This is a genomic window from Roseivirga sp. AWQ4_251, assembly GCF_056158225.1.
Window position 1 is genome coordinate 823,452 of the sequence record NZ_JBSWSW010000001.1, and the last position, 24,634, is coordinate 848,085.

Annotated in this window: 25 protein-coding genes; 19 read left to right on the top strand and 6 right to left on the bottom strand. The window is 39.5% G+C overall.

Features of this window, described 5'->3' with window-relative positions:
* Positions 1-3 precede the first annotated feature (3 nt).
* Positions 4-4,530, bottom strand: a complete 4,527-nt coding sequence (locus ACXACJ_RS03785) for a translocation/assembly module TamB domain-containing protein (RefSeq protein ID WP_475132940.1) — start codon at positions 4,528-4,530, stop codon at positions 4-6.
* A 65-nt stretch (positions 4,531-4,595) separates the two neighbouring features.
* Here ACXACJ_RS03785 and tsaD point away from each other — a divergent pair, with 65 nt between their 5' ends.
* The 14 genes from tsaD (at position 4,596) to ACXACJ_RS03855 (ending at position 17,263) form a co-directional block, all read left to right on the top strand.
* Positions 4,596-5,609, top strand: a complete 1,014-nt coding sequence (gene tsaD, locus ACXACJ_RS03790; RefSeq protein WP_475132941.1) for a tRNA (adenosine(37)-N6)-threonylcarbamoyltransferase complex transferase subunit TsaD — start codon at positions 4,596-4,598, stop codon at positions 5,607-5,609.
* 5 nt (positions 5,610-5,614) lie between these two features.
* Positions 5,615-5,935, top strand: coding sequence for a hypothetical protein (locus tag ACXACJ_RS03795; RefSeq protein WP_475132942.1), 321 nt, complete (start codon positions 5,615-5,617; stop codon positions 5,933-5,935).
* Positions 5,925-6,320 carry a thioesterase family protein gene (locus tag ACXACJ_RS03800; protein WP_475132943.1) on the top strand — a complete coding sequence of 132 codons (396 nt, stop codon included), beginning with the start codon at positions 5,925-5,927 and terminating at the stop codon, positions 6,318-6,320. Before ACXACJ_RS03795 ends, ACXACJ_RS03800 begins: the two co-directional genes overlap by 11 nt.
* A complete protein-coding gene (gene smpB / locus ACXACJ_RS03805; protein WP_475132944.1) occupies positions 6,321-6,788 on the top strand; it encodes an SsrA-binding protein SmpB in 468 nt (155 codons plus the stop codon).
* Positions 6,788-7,582, top strand: a complete 795-nt coding sequence (locus ACXACJ_RS03810) for a C40 family peptidase (RefSeq protein ID WP_475132945.1) — start codon at positions 6,788-6,790, stop codon at positions 7,580-7,582. The genes smpB and ACXACJ_RS03810 overlap by 1 nt, the downstream gene beginning before the upstream one ends.
* 95 nt (positions 7,583-7,677) lie before the next feature.
* Positions 7,678-8,079: an HNH endonuclease gene (locus tag ACXACJ_RS03815; protein ID WP_475132946.1), complete on the top strand. Its 402-nt coding sequence runs from the start codon at positions 7,678-7,680 to the stop codon at positions 8,077-8,079.
* 118 nt (positions 8,080-8,197) lie between these two features.
* Complete coding sequence (locus ACXACJ_RS03820) at positions 8,198-9,241, top strand: quinone-dependent dihydroorotate dehydrogenase (RefSeq protein ID WP_475132947.1); 1,044 nt, start codon at positions 8,198-8,200, stop codon at positions 9,239-9,241.
* Positions 9,242-9,321: 80 nt separating this feature from the next.
* Positions 9,322-11,868, top strand: coding sequence for an FtsK/SpoIIIE family DNA translocase (locus tag ACXACJ_RS03825; protein WP_475132948.1), 2,547 nt, complete (start codon positions 9,322-9,324; stop codon positions 11,866-11,868).
* 19 nt (positions 11,869-11,887) lie between these two features.
* Positions 11,888-12,529 (top strand): outer membrane lipoprotein periplasmic chaperone LolA1, encoded by a 642-nt coding sequence (gene lolA1 / locus ACXACJ_RS03830; RefSeq protein ID WP_475132949.1) that lies wholly within the window; start codon positions 11,888-11,890, stop codon positions 12,527-12,529.
* A complete protein-coding gene (gene pyrF, locus ACXACJ_RS03835; RefSeq protein WP_475132950.1) occupies positions 12,530-13,345 on the top strand; it encodes an orotidine-5'-phosphate decarboxylase in 816 nt (271 codons plus the stop codon).
* A 24-nt stretch (positions 13,346-13,369) separates the two neighbouring features.
* Positions 13,370-14,665 carry a DUF2851 family protein gene (locus tag ACXACJ_RS03840; RefSeq protein ID WP_475132951.1) on the top strand — a complete coding sequence of 432 codons (1,296 nt, stop codon included), beginning with the start codon at positions 13,370-13,372 and terminating at the stop codon, positions 14,663-14,665.
* Between the two features lie 48 nt (positions 14,666-14,713).
* The gene (locus ACXACJ_RS03845; RefSeq protein ID WP_475132952.1) at positions 14,714-15,346 is read left to right on the top strand and encodes an acetyltransferase; all 633 of its coding nucleotides are present in this window, start codon (positions 14,714-14,716) and stop codon (positions 15,344-15,346) included.
* Positions 15,347-15,430: 84 nt separating this feature from the next.
* On the top strand, positions 15,431-16,396 hold the full coding sequence (trhO, locus tag ACXACJ_RS03850) for an oxygen-dependent tRNA uridine(34) hydroxylase TrhO (RefSeq protein ID WP_475132953.1): 966 nt from the start codon (positions 15,431-15,433) through the stop codon (positions 16,394-16,396).
* On the top strand, positions 16,397-17,263 hold the full coding sequence (locus ACXACJ_RS03855; protein ID WP_475132954.1) for a nucleoside phosphorylase: 867 nt from the start codon (positions 16,397-16,399) through the stop codon (positions 17,261-17,263).
* 5 nt (positions 17,264-17,268) lie between these two features.
* On the opposite strand, the gene gloA2 is transcribed toward ACXACJ_RS03855, so the two are convergent.
* Positions 17,269-17,661 carry an SMU1112c/YaeR family gloxylase I-like metalloprotein gene (gloA2, locus tag ACXACJ_RS03860; RefSeq protein WP_475132955.1) on the bottom strand — a complete coding sequence of 131 codons (393 nt, stop codon included), beginning with the start codon at positions 17,659-17,661 and terminating at the stop codon, positions 17,269-17,271.
* Positions 17,662-17,668: 7 nt separating this feature from the next.
* Positions 17,669-18,265 (bottom strand): hypothetical protein, encoded by a 597-nt coding sequence (locus tag ACXACJ_RS03865; RefSeq protein WP_475132956.1) that lies wholly within the window; start codon positions 18,263-18,265, stop codon positions 17,669-17,671.
* Positions 18,266-18,758: 493 nt separating this feature from the next.
* Here ACXACJ_RS03865 and ACXACJ_RS03870 point away from each other — a divergent pair, with 493 nt between their 5' ends.
* A complete protein-coding gene (locus tag ACXACJ_RS03870; RefSeq protein WP_475132957.1) occupies positions 18,759-20,141 on the top strand; it encodes a M28 family peptidase in 1,383 nt (460 codons plus the stop codon).
* A gap of 90 nt (positions 20,142-20,231) precedes the next feature.
* Here the strand turns inward: ACXACJ_RS03870 and ACXACJ_RS03875 are convergent, their stop codons facing one another.
* From ACXACJ_RS03875 to yihA, 3 genes are all read right to left on the bottom strand, one after another.
* Positions 20,232-20,552: a hypothetical protein gene (locus tag ACXACJ_RS03875; RefSeq protein ID WP_475132958.1), complete on the bottom strand. Its 321-nt coding sequence runs from the start codon at positions 20,550-20,552 to the stop codon at positions 20,232-20,234.
* 28 nt (positions 20,553-20,580) lie between these two features.
* Complete coding sequence (locus ACXACJ_RS03880) at positions 20,581-21,021, bottom strand: DUF5606 family protein (RefSeq protein ID WP_475132959.1); 441 nt, start codon at positions 21,019-21,021, stop codon at positions 20,581-20,583.
* A 66-nt stretch (positions 21,022-21,087) separates the two neighbouring features.
* The gene (gene yihA / locus ACXACJ_RS03885; protein ID WP_475132960.1) at positions 21,088-21,678 is read right to left on the bottom strand and encodes a ribosome biogenesis GTP-binding protein YihA/YsxC; all 591 of its coding nucleotides are present in this window, start codon (positions 21,676-21,678) and stop codon (positions 21,088-21,090) included.
* 127 nt (positions 21,679-21,805) lie between these two features.
* Here yihA and ACXACJ_RS03890 point away from each other — a divergent pair, with 127 nt between their 5' ends.
* The 4 genes from ACXACJ_RS03890 to ACXACJ_RS03905 all read left to right on the top strand — a co-directional run bounded on the left by ACXACJ_RS03890 (position 21,806) and on the right by ACXACJ_RS03905 (position 24,632).
* The gene (locus tag ACXACJ_RS03890; protein ID WP_475132961.1) at positions 21,806-22,234 is read left to right on the top strand and encodes an FKBP-type peptidyl-prolyl cis-trans isomerase; all 429 of its coding nucleotides are present in this window, start codon (positions 21,806-21,808) and stop codon (positions 22,232-22,234) included.
* Between the two features lie 171 nt (positions 22,235-22,405).
* Positions 22,406-23,128, top strand: a complete 723-nt coding sequence (ubiE, locus tag ACXACJ_RS03895; protein WP_475132962.1) for a bifunctional demethylmenaquinone methyltransferase/2-methoxy-6-polyprenyl-1,4-benzoquinol methylase UbiE — start codon at positions 22,406-22,408, stop codon at positions 23,126-23,128.
* Entirely contained in the window at positions 23,077-23,811 is a 735-nt protein-coding gene (gene porT, locus ACXACJ_RS03900; protein ID WP_475132963.1) for a type IX secretion/gliding motility protein PorT/SprT, read from the top strand. The genes ubiE and porT overlap by 52 nt, the downstream gene beginning before the upstream one ends.
* A gap of 74 nt (positions 23,812-23,885) precedes the next feature.
* The gene (locus tag ACXACJ_RS03905) at positions 23,886-24,632 is read left to right on the top strand and encodes an SDR family NAD(P)-dependent oxidoreductase (RefSeq protein ID WP_475132964.1); all 747 of its coding nucleotides are present in this window, start codon (positions 23,886-23,888) and stop codon (positions 24,630-24,632) included.
* Positions 24,633-24,634 lie beyond the last annotated feature (2 nt).

Genomic DNA, 24,634 nt, shown 5'->3' on the forward strand with positions numbered 1-24,634 from the left:
CTTTTAGTTTATGCCACGGTTAGAAATTTGTGAAGTCGAGTCGTTTGCTTCTCCTTGATCTTCCTCTTTTTTCTTATTCTTCCTCTTTTTTCTCTTGTCTTCAAATCCTGTAAAAAACTCTCTAAGTGTATTAAAACTAGAGGATTGCGTTAAGCTGGCTCCTGTAGTTTGGTGCGTTCCACTGGTAGAACTGAGAGAGCGAGCCAAGTCATAATTATTTCTGGAATACACCTTCACTTTATATTTTCCATCGGAAGTCAAAAGGTATTCTGCGGTCCAGTCACCTGCAATACTATTAATGTCTACTTGGTTAGAAATTACTTGCGAGGATTGATTGGTTAAACCACCTTCTCTTGTAATTCTTAACCTTCCGTTTAAGAAGGTGTAGGAAAGTCTCAACTGGAATGTATTGAACGCATTTGTGCTCAAATCGGCCAAATCAAAGTTGATCTCTAAGTTTTCATCTAACTGAGCAACAAGCTGGCTTAATTGGTTAGAAAGGAGCTGGCTCACGTTTTGAGTGGCGCTTCTTCCTCCAATACTGAAGTCGCCTGTGACTGAGAAACGGTTCAGTACAATCAAACTGAGCACTTGGCGGTTTAGCTCTTGCTCATCGCTACTAATTCTATTTTTGAAAGCCGTTAAAGCTGTTTGAAGCTGAAAATCTTGGGTAGTTACTTGCGAAAAGTCAATGTCGAAATTAATCTGAGGAGAAAGCAGGGGGCCTTCCAAATTCAGCAATACCTTGGTAGGATAACGTCTTCCACTACTTGAAGAACCTGCTGGGTTAGCAAGGCCGGCTTGTGACATAACAGGATCCAAAGAAGTAGTTTGCGAATAAGAAGCATTAATATTCATAACTCCTGCATACGGATCGCCATACCAAGTAATGCGGCTAGGTTGCTCAATATCAAACTCTTTGGTGATGATGTTATAAAGGGAGAAGTTATAAGCACCTTCAGTAATGTTCAATCCGCCTGTCATTTGAAAGTCACCTTGAGTATCGATTTGAAGCCTCAATTGACCATTCCCTCGCCCTCTAATAATGTCTCCCGTTTTAGGGTCAATAATAATTTCAGTGTAAGCGTCTGGCGTTACATTGATGTTCAAATCCAGTTTAAGCCCTTCGATCTTTATTTTTTCAACCTCATCTTGGTTTGTTGGTGTGGTTTGCGCTGTGTCAGTTCTATCGATAAACGTGATGTAATCCACTTCTCCCAAATCGTCATTTTCAGAAATCGGAATGTAGATTTTTGTGTTTGGCCTTGTTGAAACATCGGCATTGATAGTGAGATTACTAGCGGCTCCTTTAAGGCCAACTGTACCAGAAGCAAAGGCATTTCCGTAGTACAAATCACTATCGTTGAAGGTGGTGTTCAGTACCTGAAAATTGGTGACTTGACCATCTAAATTCAAACTCATATCCCTAAATGATTTGTGCCTTACTTCTCCACTAAAAACCGCTGGATTGCCATTAATATCTTCGAAGTCAATCTGTGGAAGCGAAATCAAATCTTTGTCGAGCCGAACGTCACCTTCAAAGGTGTAATTGGTGTTTAAATAGTTGATTTTAATGCCGCCATCCGAAATTCTGCCAGAACCTTTGATGACAGGATCGCTAGTTGTTCCGCCAATGGTCATTTTGCCGCTAACCGTTCCTGCGATTTCAGTAAAGTAATCTTCTATATAAGGCTCTGCAATATTTAGATTCGCTTGATTGAGCGATAGGTCTAAATCCAATTGGTTGGTGTTTCGGGACGGATAAAAGTCGCCATCCAAACTGATAATGCGTTTGTTTAGTCGATCGACTGTAAAATTCAAATCAAACTTTTTACGTGCATCATCCCAAAGTAAAGCTCCACTTACATCGCCAACCAGAAATTCGTCAATTTTAAAAGTGCTAATGTTTACATCGCCAAAAAGAAGAGGGGATTTCAATAAATTCTGAGCACTTACCGAACCGTTAATTTGGCCAGAATATTTCTTGAGGGTAAGTGAATTGAAGTTTTCAACTTGAACATCAGTAAAAGCAATTCTTAAAGATTGCGTACTGTCTTGGCTTACGGAAATGTTTCCATCTAGCTTAATCGATTGGTTATCGTTATAGATATCTAAATTTTCAACAGAGATGTTTTCTTCGCCAAATACGATGACGTTATCCTCGGTAATGCTCCAGGTTTCACCCAAAACAATGATGTTCGACTTTTCAAACCTAAGCTCCGTGCGGTTATCAAAGAAGTCGATACCACCACCAATTTCAGCATAATTGCCGCTGGACTCTTGCTCCAAGTTTTGGCGTAATTCAATTCGTTTTCCATCCCAAACGGCATCTAACGTCAGTGAATTGGTTTCTGAAGTGTTGGAGTAAATCTGCTTTTCAGAATACAGGTAACCCAAAGCGAGAACTTTGCTTGGGTCTCTTAAACTGTTGGCATTAATGTCTAACTCGTTATTCAGAAATGTAGCTTTCGCATATTGAAGCGTGTCCACTTTTAAATTGAGCTGAAAATCTTCAGATTGGCTATTGGTAAACCGCCCACTGATCGAAGCGTTTTTTCCCACATAAATAGCCGTGTCGAAAAGGTTAATGATTGGCGTAATGTTGGGTAAGTCAGCGGTATATGTGATATCGAAAGGGTTTTTAGATCGACCATGATCGACCAGAAAACTGTTGAGCTCGTTGGTTCTACTTGAAAAAACCAATCGATATTGTTCATTGATGTTTCCAATTTCATCGAGCAAATCGGAGAACTCAAAGTTTCCATCCATGTGAACGTCAAAGTAGTCTGAATTAAAGCTTACGGAACGTTGCTGGTTGCTTCTTCTGGAAGAGAAATAAACGGAATCGATCAGAATATCTTGACCATTGTATTCAAGGTAAGTGTCGGTGAGGTTGAAGTTTCCGAGTAAACTATCAAGCTTAATGCCTTCAAAATCTAGGTTGAAATCGCTGGCTAGAAAAAGTTCGTCTTTGGTAAGGTGAGTGGTTTTAAGGTCTGCTTTCGAAAGCCTTCCATCAATATTGAAAATCTTTCGGTTGTCTCTTAAATCTACAGATCCGGCAGCATTGAAGATCAGATTTGGGTCGTCAACTTCGATTTCTCCATTAAAGAAAGACTGAGCAAATTTTCCGTCTGTAGTGATGTTTACATAGTTATAACCCAAAATTCCAATTTTGCTGATGTTAGCATCCAGCTTGAAATTTGCATTTTCAATGGTGAAGCCTTCACCTTCTACACTTCCTTTCAAATTTACTTTTTGAAAAGTCGCATCTTCAGTTAAAACCCCAATGTCGAAATTTCTTAGCGTCAAAGCTCCGCTGTATGAGGGAAGTCCGTTTTTCGGAAGTGTAATTTGGGTATTCGAACTTATGCCGCCAATCTTTGTTTCGAAGTCGCCATCGGCTACAAAGTCGTTTACAAGTCCATCGTATTGGCCATTTAAACTGATACGTCCGAATTTATTCGTTATTCGGAAGGTTCGTTCGTCAATAAACTGCCTTAAATCTGTAGCCTTTAAGTAAGAATCGTCTAGGTCTATATCGAAAATCGTTTCGTCAATATTCGGTAAACCTTCAATGTCTAATTTTCCGCTTAGGCGGGAATCTTGCCCAAAGGCAATCATAAAATGATCTAACTCAAAGCTATTGACACTTCCATTGAAGTAGCCGTCAATGGTGATTAACTGTTTATATTTTTTGAATTCAGGTACAAAATAGCTCAGCTCCCGTGTGTGTAAATGCGTGTTTTTTAACTTAAGATCCATGTGAACGTCTGTAATGAATTCACTCATGGCAGTTGGTGATTCAAATGTGAAAACCACAGAGTCACGTATTTCTGTATTTCCCATTTTTAAATCCAAATTGGTAAAGGCCATTCCCGTTTGGGAGGTTTTGAAAAACGTTTTCAGTTGATCGACCTTTAAGCCAGAAAGGGAATCTTCAGCTGTAAGATATTCAACATCGATTGAAAAGGTATCGCGAACCGATTTAAGGTTCATAATGTCTGCCTTTAGATTGATAAGCTTGAAGTGATTGTAGTCAAAACCATCCTGGATTGTGTCTTTTCTGGAATCTGAAAGGCTGAAATCAGAATTGACCAAGCTCACTTTATCGATGGTGAAAATACTGGGTTCGGTGGAAGTGCTTCCTCCGCTGCTGAAAAGGTTTGTGATTTCAGTAACCCAGCCATCAATGTTTAAGCTAGCTCCGTCTTCATCTCTTAAGTTCACAGAAGCTTTATTCAGCCAAGCCTCTCTAACCACAACGTTATTTTGTTGGAGCAATTCTTTAAGTTTAAAAGAAGCCACAACTTCTCGAACATGAATCATTTTGTTATGATCATGATCATAAACTGTGAGTCCATCAATGGCCACAGAATTGAACCACCGAATGTTGATATAATCTATTTCTGATTGATACCCAGTGTTCTCTGTAAGGTAATCTGTAAGCTCATTGGCAATGTAATTTTGGACAGGAGGAAGATGAATAAGTCCAATAACTACAAATAATAGAATAATGGGGCTGAGCACTAGCCACAAAATTGACTTGACAATGCGTTTTTTAATAACTTGCGATCTTTTAATTTTCTCACTCAATGCCCACCTCCGAAATCAAAATCTTGGCTTTAGAGTCTTCATGCGATGAAACTTCTGCAGCAATAGCCGATAACGGCAAAATACTTAATAATATAATCGCAACGCAATCAGTCCACACAAATTATGGAGGCGTAGTACCTGAGTTGGCTTCGCGAGCTCATCAGCAAAACATAGTGCCAGTTGTAGATCAAGCGCTCAAAAATGCTGCCATTGATAAAGCCGATCTTTCGGCCATTGCATTTACCCGCGGGCCTGGCCTTATGGGAGCGCTTTTGGTTGGTACTTCTTTCGCTAAATCTATGGCCTTGGCTTTGGATATTCCTTTGATAGAAGTGAACCATATGCAGGCTCATATTCTTGCTCATTTTATTGACGATCCAAAACCAAGTTTTCCTTTCTTATGTCTTACCGTAAGTGGTGGCCATACTCAGATTGTTTTGGTTAAAGACTATCTAGACATGGAAATTGTTGGAGAAACACGAGATGATGCGGTTGGTGAAGCTTTCGATAAGGCTGCAAAAATGTTGGGTTTGGGTTATCCGGGTGGGCCATTAGTTGACAAACACGCACAGTTGGGCGATCCTCTTCGTTTTTCTTTACCCCAAACCGAAATGCCAGGTTTGGAATATTCTTTCAGTGGAATAAAAACGGGCATTCTTTATTTTCTGAAAGACGAACTGAAAAAAGACGAGAAATTTATTGAAAACAACATGGACGATATTTGTGCAAGTATTCAGTACACACTCGTAGAAATGTTGCTACAAAAACTGCGAAAAGCAGCGAGGCAGTTTAAAATTAAAAACATTGCGGTTGCAGGTGGCGTTTCGGCCAATAGTGGTTTGAGAAAAGGGCTAAATCAAATGGCAGAAAAGGAGGGTTGGAAAGTATTTATTCCCGCTTTTGAATATTGTACAGATAATGCTGGCATGATTGCCATGGCAGCTCATTATAAATATTTGGCAGGAGAGTTTGTAGGGCAAGAAGTAAGTGCTTTGCCTCGTATGAAATTTTAGTTAGCATGAGATCGGATTTTGAGAAGTTGGAGATTGCCAAAAGGCACATTCAATTGTTAGAAAAGGAAATTGAGGTTCTAAAAACCGAAGTTCAAAATCAGTTTAAGCAAAGAAAAAAAGCTGAACTGGAACTTAAAATAGAGATCAATAAGAAAGACAAACTTACTGCTGAAGAGAAGTTGAAAATCAAGTCTGACTTATACATTCAACAGCAAAACGATTCTATAAAATCTTTAAGAAGCAAATTGAAAGATTATAAAGGAAAGTATGAAAAGGCGCATTCAGAATTGGTTCAGGTAAAAATGAAACGGTTGAATGAAGAATAACATTGAAATAGGTTCCATTCGAAAGCATCAATACGAAGTTAAAGCGTCTGACTTTGCAAGTTTTGATTCAGGAACAGTGCATCAGGTTATGAGCACTTTTGCTTTGGCTAGAGAAATGGAATGGAGTTCTCGTTTGTTTGCTTTAGAAATGAAAGAAGAAGATGAAGAGGGCATTGGAACCAAGCTGGAAATAGAACACGTTTCTCCGGCATTGCCCAAGGCCTTGTTGATTTTTGCTGCCAAACTTATTGAACAAAATGGCAACGAAATCATTTGCCAAATCGAGGTTAAACAAGGAGATAGGATAGTGGCAAATGGCCTTACAGGCCAGAAAATATTGAAGAAGAGTAAGTTGAATCAAATTTTTACTAGTTTAGAAAGATAGATGGCGAAGGATAAAAGTCGATTTTCGAACAACATAAATATCAAGAACCGAAAGGCTAGTCACGAATATTCCTTTCTGGATAAATACGTAGCGGGCATGCAGCTGAGGGGAACGGAAATAAAATCCATTCGCGAAGGCAAAGCTCAGTTGCAAGAGGCTTATTGCTTTTTTAAAAATGGGGAATTGTATATTAAACAAATGCACATTTCTCAGTTTACGGAAGCCAGTTTTAAAAATCATGAAATTGACAGAGAGAGAAAGCTGCTTTTGAACAAAAAAGAATTGGCCAAACTGGAATCTAAATTGGAAGAAAAAGGCCTGGCTATTGTTCCAACGCGTTTGTTTATCAACGATAGGGGATTCGCTAAACTGGAAATTGCTTTGGCAAAGGGTAAGAAGCTCTTCGATAAAAGAGATTCGATCAAAGAAAAAGACGTTAAACGAGATTTAGAACGCGCAAGATATTAATGGAACCGATCGCCTACGGAATTTCACGCTTGAGTATTGTGCCCATTAGGGCTGCTGCCAGCGATGCTGCCGAAATGATTTCCCAACTTCTTTTCGGGGAACATTACACGGTTTTAGAGCTTTCTAAAGACAAAAAGTGGCTTAAAATAGAGTTGGCTTTTGATCATTACGAAGGCTGGATTGATGTAAAGCAGCATGCTGAAATTTCAGAAGCCTACTTCGCTCAGGTGAGCGATTTGGAATATAAAATATGTACTGATTTCACTTCTGAAATACTATACGGTAAAAGCGTGATCCACATTACCATGGGGGCCGTTCTTCCTATTTTGAATAATCCTTTGTTTGAAGATCAGCAAAAATTAGCTTTTAAAGGTGAATCAAAAAGTCTTCACCAAAAGTGGAATTCCGAACAAATGCTGAACCAAGCGAAAAAGTACCTTAATGTGCCTTATTTATGGGGAGGCCGTTCTTCGTTCGGTATAGATTGTTCTGGGTTTACGCAAGTGGTTTTCAGAATGGCAGGCTATCAATTGCCAAGAGATTCCAAAGATCAAATTGCTAAAGGAAAAGAAGTGAAGTTTGTGGATGCCATGCCTGGCGATTTAGCCTTTTTTACCAATAAGGAAGGTAAAATGAATCATGTTGGAATTGTGCTTTCAAAAAATGAAGTGATTCATGCTTCAGGAAAAGTACGCATTGACACGTTGGATGGACAAGGGATTTTCGCAAACGATCAACAAACATATTCGCATAATTTGTTTAAAATCAAACGTATACATAGAGATTACTCATGAACAACCGAGTTTTAGTGTTAAACCAAGATTATAGTCCGCTTACGGTCTGTTCCGCGGAACGGGCCTTTCTGCTTATTTTTTTGAACAAGGCAGAAATGGTCCATAAAAGTCCGAACAAAAATATCCGAACCGTATCTTCGGTTTACCCCATGCCGTCTGTAATTCGGCTTCAGAAATACATCTACATCCCCTTCAAGAGCGTAATTCTTTCGCGCCAAAATGTTTTCAAACGAGATTCTCAGCAGTGCCAATACTGCGGAAGTAAAAAAGAGTTAACCATCGATCATGTGCTTCCAAAATCGAAAGGAGGAGCTTCTACTTGGCAAAATTTGGTAACTGCCTGTAAGCGATGCAATTCTGTAAAAGGAGACAAAACGCCTGAAGAAGCAGGAATGCGATTAAAAAACAAACCTTTCAAACCTTCTTATGTTATGTTCGTGAGGAATTTCAGTGGGTTTACAGCCGATGAGTGGCTAAAATATCTCAGCTTAAATTGAGGTAAGCAAAAAGGCATTTGAGGCTCGTAATCAGCTAATTTGGTTTTAATCAAAACCGATCTTTGGCTTTCCTTTCATCTTCCTTTTTGAAGCCGTACTTTTGCCAAAATTTTAAGCCTTGTATAAATCAATCATTCGTCCGTTTCTCTTCACAAAGTCTCCTGAAAAAGCGCATTATTTTACTTTTGGTTGGATAAAGCGACTTTTTAAAATCCCTGGGGCAGCTGCCATTGCCAAATCAATGTATTGTTTTGAAGACGAAGCCTTAGAGGTTGAAGCCTTTGGCTTGAAATTTAAAAATCCAGTGGGTTTGGCTGCAGGTTTCGATAAAGATGCGCTCTTGTTTGACGAGCTTTCCGCTTTCGGCTTTGGTTTTATTGAAATAGGCACTCTAACTCCTAAAGGGCAGGACGGAAATCCAAAACCACGATTGTTCAGGCTGCCAAAGGATCAAAGTTTGATTAACCGAATGGGTTTCAATAATCAAGGTGTTGAAGCGGCTATTGAACGTTTAAAAGAAAAGAAAACGCCAGTTCTTATTGGTGGTAATATTGGCAAAAACAAAGTGACTCCGAATGAAGAAGCCGTAAATGATTACATGATGGCTTTCGAAGCACTTTTTCCTCATGTAGATTATTTTGTGGTAAATGTGAGTTCGCCAAACACTCCAAACCTTCGCGCTTTACAAGAAAAGGAACCTTTAAAGTTACTTTTGGCTGCTTTGGAAGCGGCTAATCGTTTAAAGCAAATCAAGAAGCCAATCCTTCTGAAAATCGCTCCAGATTTAACCAATGAGCAATTGGATGACATTATTGAGATTGTAGAAGAAACCAAAATTGATGGCGTAATCGCAACCAACACTACAATTTCCAGAGAAGGTTTGAAAACAGAAAAATCGAAAGTTGAAAAAATTGGTGCGGGTGGTTTAAGCGGAAAAGCTGTGCGCGAACGTTCTACCGAAGTGATTCGATATTTGCATCAAAAATCTGGTGGCGCTTTCCCAATCATTGGGGTTGGCGGAATTAACACCGGTAAAGATGCCATAGAAAAATTGGAAGCTGGAGCCACTTTGGTTCAGGTATATTCTGGATTTATATATGAAGGCCCGGCTATGGTGAAAAAAATCAACCAAGAGATTTTAAATTGGAAAAAGGGCAAGTGATTGCCAGATGTTTTCGGATATCCATCGCAGTGATTCGTAAAATTCAGTTAATTTCGTACTAAAAGGGAAGAACTTTTTTCATGGCCAAAAACACCTACAAGTCCAATACATTTAAAAACACCAAACAAGAGAAGAAAAAGAAGTCTGCCGGATTTAGCTTGAAAGGGAAATTTCAATTCAAGTTTCTGAAAGACCGCAGATTTCAGCTTACCGTAGGTTTATTCCTTTTGCTTTCCGCGGTGTTCGTGTTTGTGGCCTGTGTCAGCTATTTGTTTACAGGAAAAGCAGATCAAAGTGTTGTTGAATCCATTTCAGAAACGGGAGTTGTAGCCTCGGGCAGAGAAGCAGCCAACTGGATGAAACTTTGGGGCGCATATACCTCACATTATTTGATTTTCAAATGGTTCGGAATTGCTGCTTTTCTTATTCCTCCTTTTCTTTTTGTAGTCGGCTACAGAGTTGTATTCGGCAAAGCGCTTATTAATATTCAGCGGGCATTCGCCTTTGTTGTTTTCTTTTTGCTATGGATTAGCCTTTTAATGGGGTCTATGATCAAAGGTGGCTCTGGTGTTTCAGAATGGAGTTTCTACAGCGGTGGTTTAGGGTATCAATTGGCTGAAGTTTTTGATAATCTAATGGGCTTCGGAACCATATTGTTCTTGGTTTTTACGCTTTTAGTCTTCATAATTTTCTTCTTCGATATACGTCATATTTTCTCAATAAAGAATGCGATGGCCGATGTGTTGCCTTCTTCTGAAGAAAAGAAAACGGTAGTTACAGAAACCCGCGAGGTGGTGAGAGCAAGCAGTTCTTCAGAGGAAGTTGAAGAGCAAGAATCCGATGAAGAAGATGAATTATCTGAAGAGAATCTCGAAAACTGGGTGGTTACTTTAAATACCGAAGCAGAAGAAAAGAAAGTCGAGGTTGCCAAGGAAAAGCCAGCTGAATTAGAGCTTGAAATTGACAATAGCAATTTTGTGGAGGATGAGCCAGAAGAACTTATTCTAGAAACTCCCAGAGAAAATCGACCTATTGAAAAGCCTGAACCTAAAGAGGATTTAGCCTTTGAAGTAGAAATAAATAACACTCCTGAAAAGTTGGTGGAAAAGGCTGGTCACTACGATCCAACTTTGGATTTGCCAAAATACCAGTACCCAACTATCGATTTGTTGAAGGAATATTCCACTGGGAAAATTCAAGTAACTAAAGAGGAATTACAAGCTAATAAGGATAAGATTGTAGAGACACTTACCAATTTTAAAATTGGTATTTCAAGCATTAAAGCTACAATTGGCCCTACTGTAACGCTTTACGAAATTATTCCAGAGGCTGGCGTTAAGATCTCAAAAATCAAGAATCTTGAAGATGATATTGCGCTTAGTTTGGCTGCATTGGGAATCAGGATTATTGCGCCTATTCCAGGAAAAGGAACGATAGGTATCGAAGTGCCTAATACCAATAAAGAGATGGTTTCCATGAGATCGGTGATTTCTACCGATAAATTCATGAATAGTGATAAAGCCTTACCTATCGCTTTGGGTAAAACCATTTCTAATGAGGTTTTCGTTACCGATTTGGCCAAAATGCCTCACTTGTTAATGGCAGGTGCTACAGGTCAAGGAAAGTCAGTTGGTTTGAATGCCATTCTCACCAGTTTGCTTTATAAGAAACACCCTTCTCAACTTAAGTTTGTTTTGGTGGATCCGAAAAAGGTGGAATTGACCATTTATAATAAGATTGAACGCCATTATTTAGCCATGTTGCCCGATGGTGATGAGGCTATTATTACCGATACCAAAAAAGTAATCTATACGCTCAATTCACTTTGTATAGAAATGGATCAGCGTTATGATCTTTTAAAAGATGCGGCCTGTAGAAATATCAAAGAATACAATCAGAAGTTTATCGATCGTAAACTGAATCCAGAGAAAGGCCATAGATATTTACCTTATATCGTTTTGGTTATCGATGAGTTGGCCGATTTGATGATGACGGCTGGTAAGGAAGTTGAAACCCCGATTGCACGTTTGGCTCAGCTGGCAAGGGCAATTGGTATTCACTTGGTTGTGGCCACACAAAGGCCATCTGTAAATGTAATTACGGGTATTATTAAGGCGAACTTCCCCGCTAGGCTTTCGTTTAGAGTAACATCCAAAATTAACTCAAGGACCATTTTGGATGCTGGCGGAGCTGACCAATTGATTGGACAAGGTGATATGTTGCTTTCAATGGGTTCTGAAATGACCAGGATACAATGCGCATTTGTAGATACGCCAGAAGTAGACGACATTTGTGACTTTATTGGTTCGCAGAGAGGTTACGATTCTGCTTATGTGTTGCCTGAATTCTCTGGAGATGAAGGGGATAGTAGCAAGTCAGATGTGGATTTATCGGATCGTGATGCAATGTTTAATGAAGCGGCCCGTTTGATTGTCGCTCATCAGCAGGGAAGTACTTCTTTGATTCAGCGAAAACTGAAATTAGGGTACAACCGGGCAGGGCGAATCATCGATCAGTTGGAGGCCGCTGGAGTGGTTGGGCCATTTGAAGGTAGTAAAGCAAGGGACGTACTAATCCCTGACGAATATAGTTTGGAACAGTTATTGAATAATTTGGACAATAACTAATTCCGTTAGATAACATACAATGAAAAGAATACTAGGATTTTTGATGATGATGTTGGTTAGTGCTACGCTAACCGAAGTGAAAGGGCAGGATCCAAAAGCCATTTTAGATAAAATGAGCGCCACTTATAAAGCCATGCCAGGCTTTGAAATTGAATTTGTACAAAAAGTATTGAGCGAATCAGAAGTGCTTGATCGCTTTTCTGGTTCAGCAGCTGTTTCAAAAGAAAAGTTTATGATCAAGTTTAGAGATCAGTACATTTTCTGCAACGGCCCAGTTCTTTGGACATACTTGGTGGAATCTCAAGAATTGACTATTACCAATTTTGAGCCCGAAGAAACCATGATTAACCCAACCAACATTTACGACATTTATAAAGAAGGTTTTACTTACAAATACAAACGTTCAGAAAACCTGAATGGAACATTGGTTGATGTGATTGAGTTGGTTTCAACTGATGAAGACAGCGATTTCACAAACATCGTTATGTACATCGATAAATCTACCAGCTATCTAAAGGCGTGGGATTTAATTGACTACGATGGTATTAAAACTTCTTTTGAAGTGGCCAATTTCAAACCGAATAAAACTTATGCAGAAGGCTTCTTTGAATTTGATAAGGAGAAGTACCCAGTGCAACATGTAGAAGACTACAGAAACTAAATGACAAGAGAAGAACTCTTCGGGCAAATCCGAAAAAAGGAATCTTATCTCTGTGTGGGATTAGATACTGATATCAAAAAAATCCCCCAGCATTTACTCGACACCGAAGACCCGGTTTTCGAATTCAACAAGCAAATTATTGATGCCACTGCAGAATACGCAGTGGCCTATAAACCTAATATAGCCTTTTATGAGGCTGATGGCGTAAAGGGCTGGCAAAGCCTCGAAAAAACCATCAATTACATACCTAAGGACATTTTTATTTTGGCGGATGCCAAAAGAGGAGACATAGGTAATACATCCAAAATGTATGCTCGTGCTTTCTTCGAAAATATGAACTGCGATGCGGTAACTGTGGCGCCTTACATGGGCGAAGATTCCGTAAAACCTTTTCTTGAGTTTGAAAACAAGTGGGTGATTTTGTTGGCGCTTACTTCGAATATAGGAGGAAAGGATTTTCAGAATTTGGAATTGAGACAAGGAGGAGAGCTGTTTGAAGAAGTTCTCCGCAAAAGTCAAGAATGGGGTTCTGTGGATCAATTGATGTATGTGGTGGGTGCTACGCGTCCTGAAGCTTTTGCAAAAATCAGAAGCATTGTCCCTGATCATTTTCTTTTGGTGCCAGGCGTTGGCGCGCAGGGAGGAAGTTTGGAAGAAGTATCTAAAAACGGCATGAATAGTCATTGCGGTTTGTTGGTGAATTCTAGCCGCGGTATTATTTATGCTTCCTCTAATGAAGACTTCGCTCAAGTAGCAGCTGGTAAGGCAAAAGAGCTTCAAGTTGAGATGAGTAAATATTTAAATGAATATTTGTAATTTAAGAAGTGTAAAAACTTCTTAATGTTATCCGAATCATTTATACATTTCATTTGGCGCTACCAATATTTTAATGCTTCACTGCTAAAAACAAGTACTGGACAAGAGCTTTCTGTTTCCAATCCGGGTTTTCAAAACCACTTGGCTGGCCCCGATTTCAAAGAAGCTACCATTTATTTTGGGGAAATGGAATGGCATGGTTCCATCGAAATCCACACCAAAACTTCTGAATGGCTCTCTCATGGTCATCAGAATGATCCTAATTACGGCAATGTTATTCTACATGTTGTATGGGAAAACGATCGAGATATTCTTAATGCCGATGGATTGCCGATTCCTACGTTGGAATTAAAGGGATTGGTGAAACCCGGTGTTCTTCAGCGTTACCAAGGGCTGGTTGATAATGTTGAGACAATTCATTGTGCTAACCATATTCAACAAGTAAAGAGCATTACTCGCCTTTCTATGTTAGAAAAGGTTTTGGTAGAAAGACTCGAAATAAAATCAGCTATTTTCTTTCAGATTTTAGAACAAAACAGAAACGACTGGGAGAATGCAGCTTTTCAATGGTTGGCAAGAGGGTTTGGCTTTAAAACTAATGCCGATAACATGCAACTTCTGGCCGAAAGTGTTCCCTTGAAAATACTGTTGAAACATAGCAATCAACTTTTTCAAATTGAGGCCTTACTTTTCGGACAAGCCGGTTTTCTAGATGTTGAAGTAAAAGATGAATATCCATACAAGCTTCAGAAAGAGTATGGTTTTCTAAAAGCAAAGTATGGATTGAAACAAAAAGTGGGTTATAATCAATGGCACTTCTCGAAAGTCAGGCCCTCTAATTATCCTACTGTGAGAATAGCTCAAATGGCAGCTTTATTGGTGACACAACCACATGTTTTCAGCTTTTTCTCAGAAATGGACGATTCTAAAATTGCGATAGCTGAATTGGATGTGCTCCAGTCGGAGTATTGGTGTAAGCATTATGCCGTGGATAAGGAATCTCATAAAAGGCTCAATGGCATCAGTAAAGCATCAAGGGAAAATTTGATCATCAATACTACGGTTCCTTTTTTAGCCGCTCTTGCCAAACATAAAGATGATCCGAAATATTTAGATCGTGCACTAGGTTTGCTCACGCACATTAAAGCTGAGCACAATCACATTACTGAAAACTGGAAAGAGTTAGGTTGGAATGTTTCTTCCGCTTTCGACAGCCAAGGATTGATTCATCTTTATAACCACTATTGCAAGCCAAAGCGATGTATAGAATGTAATATTGGAATTGCTTTGGTAAGAAGTCCATCAAAGGCGAATACTTAGAAAAATCGTTGAAAATAGCGTAACTTTGCCGCCCGAAAAGAAAATGCTATGGACAATCCTGTAATCATATTTGGAGCAAATGAATTGGCAAGAGCCGCCCACGAAATCTTCGAAAGTAACGATATTGTGGTGTATGGTTTTTTGGATGATGATGCATCGAAGCATGGCCAGGAAATCAATGAAGTCACGGTTTTAGGAAAAACTGATGATGATGGTTTTCTGAAGTTGATAGGAAAGAAATGTGAAGGCTTTATAGCCGTAGACGATAGAGACCTTCGAAAAGGTTTGGTGAAGTTAATGATGGAGCGCAGGAAGAAAATGCCTGTTAATGCCATTCATAGCAATACCGAAATTGCTCCATCGGCTCATATTGGTCACGGAAATTTCATTAACAGTGGGGTAGTGGTTGGTTCTAATGCGAAGGTGGGAAATCACTGCATTTTAAATACCAATGCTACTGTGGATTACAGTGCGAAGCTTGGCGATTTAGTACAGGTGGGTGCCGGTAGTGTAGTAGGAAGCGAGGCAGAAATTGGCGACAATGTGTTCATCGGTTCGGGAGTTACCGTTGTGCCTGGTGTTAAGATTGGTAAAAACGCCAGAATTGGTGCTGGTTCTGTAGTAATTGCGGAGGTCAAAAGCGGAGCTACTGTGTTTGGTAATCCCGCCAAAGAAGTATAAGACTTTCTTTTCATGAGGTAGAAGTTCTACCTTAAAATAAAAACAGCTGAAATAATTCACCCTACAAGAAATAGGGCAGGAAATATGGAAAAGCAATATTCAATTTTACTTTATTACTGCTATGCCAAAATCGAGGATTTTGAAGCATACAGGGAAGATCATCACCTTTTTTGTTTAGAGAATAACCTAAGAGGAAGAATCATTATTTCACCCGAAGGGCTTAACGGAACGGTTTCTGGATTAAAAGAAGACTGTGAGAAGTACATGGATTATGTACGTTCCGATGCACGTTTTGCCGATACGGAATTCAAAGTTGAGGCTCACGAAAAAATGGCTTTCGCTAAACTTCATGTTAGGGTAAAGCCTGAAATCGTTCACTCAAGTTTGAAGCACATCAACCCAAGAGAAAGGACAGGTACTTATGTTGAACCGAGTGAATTCAAAGAGATTCTTCGAAATCAACCAGAAGATACCGTGATTTTGGATGTGCGTAGCGATTATGAGCACAACGTTGGCCGGTTCAAAAATGCCATTACATTAGACATTCATAACTTCAGGGATTTCCCAGAGAAAGTGAAGGAATTGGATTCACTTAAGAATAAAAAGGTGGTGACTTACTGCACAGGTGGAATCAAATGCGAGAAAGCAAGCGCTTATTTGATTGAACAAGGCTTTGAGAATGTTTATCAATTGCATGGCGGAATCATTAAATATGGAATTGAAGAAGGTGGGGAAGACTTCGAAGGCAAATGTTATGTTTTCGATAATCGCATAGTTGCCGATGTCAATACTGTAAACCCAAGTGTGGTTTCTAGATGCCATATCACTGGTGTGCCTACCGATAGAATGGTGAACTGTGCTAATCCTCAATGCAATGCGCATATTGCTATGTCAGAGGAAGCGGGTTGGCTTATGGATGGTTGCTGCTCTGAAGAATGCCGCCAGAATCCTGAAAGAAGACCTTATGACGGAACAGGTTATTATCAGAAAAATACAAACCATTACAACCCATTTAAGGGCGTAAAACGCGAGCCAGCAAAGTTGGATTAAATGGAAAAAGGAAGAATTCCCGAGTTTGAACTGATAATCAATGAAGATGGATCGGTTTTTCATTTACGGCTGAAGCCAGAAATGATTGCCGATACAATTATTGTAGTTGGAGATCCTAATCGTGTACCCAAAGTCAGTATGTACTTCGATCGTATTGATTATCAGGTCAGCCATCGGGAATTGGTTACACATACCGGAATGTTGAATGGAAAGCCGATTTCGGTGATAAGTTCAGGAATGGGTACCGACAATGTTGAACTTTTAATGACTGAACTCGATGCTTTGGTCAATGTAGATTTTGCCACGCGAAAGGTTAAGCAAAATCTTAAAAGTCTACGGATAATTCGCATTGGTACTTCCGGTTGTATGCGTCCGGAAATTCCTCTCGATAGTTTTTTAATGTCGAGTGCCGCCTTGGGTATGGACACCTTGATGACTTTTTACCAATGGCAGAACACACAAGAATGTGAGGTACTGGCCAATAAAGTACAACGCGCTTTAGGGCTTCCTTTTAAACCTTATTTAGCAGAAGCTTCTTTTCGTTTACTAAAGCATTTTGGTAGTGAAGATTGGTTTCAGGGAATCACAGTCACTGCGCCTGGGTTTTATGCTCCTCAGTCGCGGGAGGTACGTCTCAAACCGTCTTTCCCTAATTATTTGGAAGACCTGAGAGAGATTTCATCGAGCCTGGGTCAGTTTACCAATTTTGAAATGGAAACTGCCGGATATTATGCTATGGCCAAAATGCTGGACCATGATATGGTTAGTTTCAATGCTTTAATTGCTAATAGAGCAAATCAAACCTTCAGTAGTTTTCCAGAAAAAACCGTAGATACACTTATCAGAAAGGTATTAGAGAAGTTATAGAAGGCTCATGCCTTTTCATAAAGCTCTAAAGGAAGCCCATCGGGATCGCTGAAAAATGTGAACCTTTTTCCAGTAAATTCATCTATTCGAATGGGTTCTGTTTTTACTCCATGCTTCTGAAGAAAGTCTATGCTTTCCTGAATGTTATCAACTTCAAATGCTAAATGTCTCAGTCCTGCAGCTTCAGGCCTAGAAACTCTTTTAGGCGGTTCAGGAAAAGAGAAAAGCTCAATAATGTAATTCCCGTTTAAAGCCAAATCCAGTTTGTAGGATTGCCTTTCTTCTCTGTAAACTTCGGCTATAATTTCTAAGCCAAGAATTTGAGTATAAAAGGTTTTGGAAAGCTCATAATCAGAACAAATGATAGCGATATGATGAACTTTCTTTAGGAATGCCATAAGCGATTTACTTGTTTTTCGGTTTCAATTTACCTTGAACCAAAAGGTTAAAATCTTGACAACTCAGCACTCCATTATGTGAATAAGGACAAGTTTTGTAGATAGGCTCACCAAGCTTGTCCATAGAAGTAATAATGTCGTCACCTTTGCATACGGGGCAGAGGATTTTTTCATCGGGTTTACACTTGATGGTATTAAGGTAAAAGAATTTTGTGTTTATATCTACGGACTGACCTGTAGAGCGATTCTTTCTGAATTCTTCTTCCGCCTTATTCAATAAGGCAATAACTTCTTCGGAATACTGACCTCTTGAACCCTTCAGTTCCAAATATTTGCTGAGCCAATCTATACTTTGGCTGTATTTATTTAGGAAGAAAGAATTCTTTCCAAAGTAATAGCAGAAATCGGCAGAAAGCACATTGATTTTATCGAGAGCTACCATGAAATACTTGTCTGCTTCAAGGTATTTATCCTGATTCATATAGTTGACAGCCGTATCTATATATCGCCTTGGATCTTGAAAAAGATGACTTTCCTTTTCTTGAGCGAAACCACTTTGGCTTAAGATCAAAAAGAATATAGCAGAAAGTAAAAGTTGCCTCATAAAATTAATTTGATCGCTAAAATAGCAAAGTTTAGAAACTAAAAAGCCCCGGTAAAACCGAGGCCGTACGTTTTAACAGTTTTTATGAACTGATAAAGTTCAATGTCGAACCTTATGTAGTGCTCTTTTTGCGTTTTGGCAGTGTAATTTTTTTACTTGCCAAGCTTGCTATTCCGATGCCTGTGGCAACGATTGCTGCTGTGAATAGTAATGTTTTCGTTTTCATTTATCCTAATTTGGGGTACTTAAAAGCTTAGACAACCTTTATGCCAAATATGTTGCGTTCTACTTGAAATAAATTTTTAGTTGCAAGCTTACATACGTATAAACAGCAATCCTCGACCTTCTCCCTTACTGTATTTGAAGAAAAATTTTCATTATTTCAGCAAGTGTTTCGAAGAGCGTTTCCACAGCTGAATTTCTCCATTGGTCAATTAATGCTTTCATTCCATAGGCTTCTATGTCTATATTCCTGACCTAACAAAACTGACATATGAAGATTAGAAATAAGTTTATGACGATGGCTTGCTTGGGCCTATTGAGTGCTCAAGTTTATGCTCAAGAAAGTCAAACTCCTCCGCAGGTTGACACCAGAATGTATGATATTGTTGAAGCTGTTTCTGCCGATAGAATTGAGGCGGATATTAGAAAGTTAGTGAGCTTCGGAACCAGAAACACATTTTCCGATACTGTATCAAATACCAGAGGCATTGGTGCTGCAAGAAGATGGATAAAAGCTGAATTTGAAAAGATATCCAAAGAATGTGGAAACTGCTTGAACGTTTTCTATCAAAAGGATTTCGTTGAGAAAAAACCTGGAACTCGAGTTCCTCATGATGCTTGGGTGGTAAATGTGGTTGCCGTTTTGAAAGGTACCGACTATCCGGATAGCTATGCGATTATGTCTGGTGATATTGATTCTCGTGCTTCAAATACCATGAATTTCGAAATTGATGCTCCAGGAGCCAATGACAACGCTTCGGGGATGGCCGGAACCATTGAAGCGGCTCGTGTTCTTTCAAAATACAAATTTAAGCATAGCATTGCTTTCGTAGGTCTATCAGGTGAAGAGCAAGGGCTTTTTGGTGGAACTGGATTGGCAAAATATGCGCAGGAGCACAATTGGGATATTGTTGGCGTTTTGAACAACGATATGATCGGAAATATCGAAGGTGTTGATGGTGTAATTGATAATCGTAGCTTCAGAATTTTCTCTGAGCCGACACCTGCCAACGAAGATGATAGAGCCAGATCTGCCCGAAGATTTACGGGTGGTGAAGTAGATGGGAATTCTCGTCAGTTGGCCAGATTTATTCATCATCAAGTGCAGACTTATATGCCGGAAATGAATCCTATGATGATCTACAGATTGGATAGATTCGGAAGAGGAGGACATCACAGACCTTTCAACGATTTAGGTTTTGCAGGTGTGAGAATTATGGAGGCGCATGAAAATTATAACCGCCAGCACCAAGATATAAGGGAAGAAAATGGAATCAAATATGGTGATGTAATTGAAGGTGTAAACTTCGGTTATGCTAAAAAGCTTACAGCTGTAAACGCAATTTCTTTAGCTGGATTGGCTTGGGGACCTAAAGTTCCTGAAGATGTAAGAATTGGAGGAGCTGTTCAGCCTTCAACCACCTTGCAATGGAAGGAATCAAACGATAAGAACATTGCTGGCTATAAGATTTACTGGAGACTCACAACTTCTCCGACTTGGGATTACTCGAAGTTTGTGAGCGGAGTAAACGAATATACACTTGAAGGAATCGTAATAGATAATTTCTATTTTGGAGTAGCTGCCGTTAGCAAAGATGGCAACGAATCGCCAGTTGTATTCCCTTATCAGCAAATCAGAAGAGGAAGAGAATAAGATATTACCCTTAACCAAATCAAAAACGAGAGGCTCTGAAATTTTTCAGAGCCTCTTTATTTTGTATCGAGAATTCTTGTTTCCCAGGAATTAGAAAGACTGTTGTTGGCTGTATTTTTTTCGGGTTTCCACTTTTTGAAGTTCCCTTTGCCAAATAAGCTGGGCAATAGTTTCTGAAGGATCATCAGCTTGGGCTAAAGCTTCTTTGAATTTCTGTTCAGGAATATCGATTCGATATAGGGCGTTCAACAAACGACCAAAATCCCAACTCAGTAAATGAGAAACTAGCTTTTTCAACTTATCAAATACTTCGTGTTGATTTTCCTGCTTCGAAACAGTCCATTCGTCAGGTTCTAACTGAAAGTCTTTTCTGATAAGGCTAACGCCAATTTGTAAATCTTCTGATTCCATAAAAAAGCCGGCTTTCACCGGCAGTTTATTAATCTTTGTTTTCTTCTTCTGAATTCTCTTCAGTTTCTGGCTCTGATTCAAAAACTTCTGGATAATCTTTAGCTAAAAGGTTGTACCAAGTAACGAGTTTCTTGATGTCCGAAACATACACTCTACTTTCGTCATAGTCAGGTAGAATATGGGCTAAGAAAGATTTTAACTCTTTAGAATCGGAGGTCTTGCTCAAGCCTGTATCTCCTTCAAACTCACTGTGGATATTGCGCATTACCTCAGGTAATGGAGTGCTGCCTTCTTGGGTGTGGGTGTAAATGGAAATTTCGCTTAATACCGAAACTTGTGCATCGGCTCCAGCCACAATTTTTTTCTTTTGGTTGTCTAAAGATTCTAGGATAATGCCAGTTCTGCCTGGTTTAGCAATCCTAAATAAACCACCTTTTCCTGTTACTGCGGCTATGTCTTCAAATTTCATATAGTAATTCGTATTCAATAAAGTTTCAAATTAAGTTCACGGTTTGCCAATGGTGCAAGTAAAACCTCAATTATTAAGAACGCTGTCAATATATTCTATCAACTCTTCGCGTCCTAAACCTGTTTCCGATGAGCTTACAAACATAATAGGAAGTTCGGCCCAAGTGGATTTAAGCGTTTTTCTAAATCGAGCCACACTTTGCTGGGTTTTGTTGATTGACTGTTTGTCGGCTTTGGTGAAAATCAGAGCCAAAGGAATGCCTTCAGAGCCCAACCAATTGATAAACTCAATATCGATTTTTTGAGGTTCTAATCGGCTATCTATCAATACAAAAACAATTTGAAGGTTAGGTCTTTGCATCAAGTAATCTTGAATCATTTTACCCCAATCTTCTCGGTTTTTCTTACTGGTTTTAGCATAACCATAACCTGGTAAATCTACCAAATACCACTGGTCGTCAATAATAAAATGGTTGATGAGCTGAGTTTTGCCAGGCCTGCCCGAAGTCTTGGCTAGGTTCTTTTGTTGCGTCAGCATGTTGATTAAAGAAGATTTGCCCACGTTGGAACGCCCAATAAAGGCAAACTCAGCCTTGTCGGGCTTGGGACATTTCTGATAGTCGGTGTTGCTTACTACAAAGCTGGCGTTTTCAAACATGCTACAAAGTTAATGATGAAAATGGATTGATCTATTTCCTAGCTTTTCTTGTTATTACTGGGCATTGCAATAATGATTTATAACTTTGCAACTTCTTGTAAATCAAGGAAAATTTAAAACAAACATTATGTCAAAAGCAAAACAAGGCGATAACGTTAAAGTACACTACACTGGACGACTTAAAGATGGATCAGTTTTCGATTCTTCTGAAGGAAGAGAGCCCCTAGCTTTTCAGGTAGGAGCAGGCCAGATGATCAAAGGCTTTGACGCAGCTGTAAACGGAATGGAAGTAGGGCAGAAAGTTACCGCAGAAATCCCTGCCGCTGAGGCCTATGGAGAGGTGAATGAAGAATTATATTTCGATGTACCAAAAAGCAATCTGCCAGAAGATTTGAACCCTCACGTAGGGCAACAATTGGCAATGAGCCAGCCAAATGGTCAGCAGGTTCCGGTTAAGGTAAAAGAAGTGAAAGAAGAAATCGTAGTTATTGATGCTAACCATGATTTAGCAGGTAAAGACTTGATCTTCGATATTGAATTAGTGGAAATCGCTTAAGCGACATTTCCATCAAAATGATTTGGCCACGGAGTTTTAAACTTCGTGGCTTTTTTATTTGTGCAGTTTTCCATGCACTGACAGATTATTTGAGCTTTTCAGGTGCATAAATTGCAACATTATTCCCGAACCCCCTGTTTCCTTCGTATTATTGCACCCAAAATCAGAAGAATGGCTGTAGTACCCTACAAAGAGAAGCAAGCGAGTAAGAAGGAGCAGGTGGCAGAAATGTTTAATAACATCAGCCATCGATATGATTTTTTGAACCACTTTCTTAGCCTCGGTATCGATATTCTATGGAGAAAAAAGGCAATCAAATTGCTCAAGGCTGACCAGCCCAAGCAGATTTTGGATATCGCAACAGGTACGGGTGATTTTGCCATTGAAGCTTTAGCCCTAAATCCTGACAGAGTAGTAGGAGTAGATATTTCCGCAGGTATGCTGGAGATTGGCCGAGAAAAAATGAAGCGCAAAGGCTACGATCATATCATTGATATGCAGATGGGCGACTCCGAGAAGCTTTTGTTTGAAGACAATACCTTCGATGCCGTTATCGTTTCATTTGGCGTAAGGAATTTCGAAAATCTGAAGCAAGGGCTAAGCGATATGTATAGAGTGCTGAAACCAGGCGGAAAAGCGGTGATTGTTGAGTTTTCTCAGCCCCGAGTTTTCCCAATGAAGCAACTATACAATTTTTATTTCAAGTCAATTCTTCCGATTATCGGCAAGGTCGTTTCAAAAGATCAGTCGGCTTATACCTATTTACCAGAATCGGTTGCCGCTTTTCCTGATGGCCAAAGATTCCTCGATATTTTGAGTGAAGTAGGATTTAAAAAGTCTCAATGCAAGCCACTAACTTTTGGAATAAGCTCTATTTACATCGGGCAAAAATAATTCTGTTCTCAGTTTTTCTGATCAGCAAAACCCTATCGGCTCAAAAGGCACCTGTGGTAATGCATAGAGTAGGTAGCGATGAAAAACCGGTGAAATACGGTTTCTTCTTGGGCTTCCATCAGAATTACTACGGTATAAAGTATTCCGATGCTTTTGCTAAAACCGCCTATGACAATGTTTCTTCCATTACTTCTCAGGTAAACTCTGGTTTCAATCTTGGGTTTATGGTCAATTTCAGAATTAAAGACCAATGGACTGTGCGTTTGGTTCCTGTGAAAATTGGCCTTTATCAAAATAAGGTCGATTACAACATGACCAATGGGGAGGTTGACGAGCAATTGATAGAAAGTACCAGAATTGAGCCGGGCATTTATCTGAAGTATCGCTCCATCAGAAGAAATAACGATAGAATGTACATTATTGCAGGGTTCAGTGGTTCTTTGCGAGCAAGTAAAGCTGAAGATATTGGTACTGCTGACAGACTTGAGATCAGAAAAGCCAATGCTAAAGTAGAAGTGGGCTTTGGGTTAGAGAGCTATTTCGAATTCTTCAAATTTGCACCCGAAATCCGTTACTCGCGCGGCTTAATGAATGTGCTTAATCCTGGTAGTAATTTCTACTCTAACGGCATTGGCCAAATCACAACTCATAATTTCACCCTCTATTTTCATTTTACCGATTAACCATTCGCAAGCATATTAATTCCGTCTTACGCTTATTTCTTCTAAATTCGGAAGTAAAGAATTAAAGCATAAGCATGAACAAAATAGCAATGGTAACCGGAGCCAGTTCTGGTATTGGTTGGGCTACAGCCGAAGCATTGGCAAAGGAAGGTTACAACCTTATTATTTGTGGAAGAAGAAAGGAAAGACTTGAGGCTTTGGCTGCCAAGTTGGAAGTGGAAACCTTGCAGTTGACTTTTGATGTAAGGGATAGAGATGCGGTTTTGGAAACCATTGAAAGTATTCCGGAGGCTTGGCAACAAATAGATGTTTTGATCAATAATGCTGGAAACGCTCACGGCCTATCTAAAATTCACGAAGGAAATATTGATGATTGGGATGCCATGATCGACATCAACGTAAAAGGCTTGCTTTATGTAACCAAAGCTGTAGTTCCGGGAATGGTGAATAGAGGTTCAGGGCATGTAGTGAACATTGGTTCTATTGCTGGTAAAGAAGCTTACCCTAACGGAAATGTGTATTGTGGGTCCAAACATGCAGTAGATGCAATCAACAATGGTATGCGCATGGATTTGAATGGTACTGGCGTGAAAGTTTCCCAAGTATGTCCTGGCTTGGTAGAAACTGAGTTTTCTTTGGTTCGATTCAAAGGTGATGAAGATCGTTCAAAATCTGTTTATCAAGGTTTCGAAGCCCTTCAAGCCGAGGATATTGCAGATTTGATCCGCTTTATTGTTACACGACCAGCCCATGTTAACATCAGCGATACCATCATTTTCCCTGCTGCTCAGGCTGCCTCTACCATGGTAGCTAAAAAATAAGA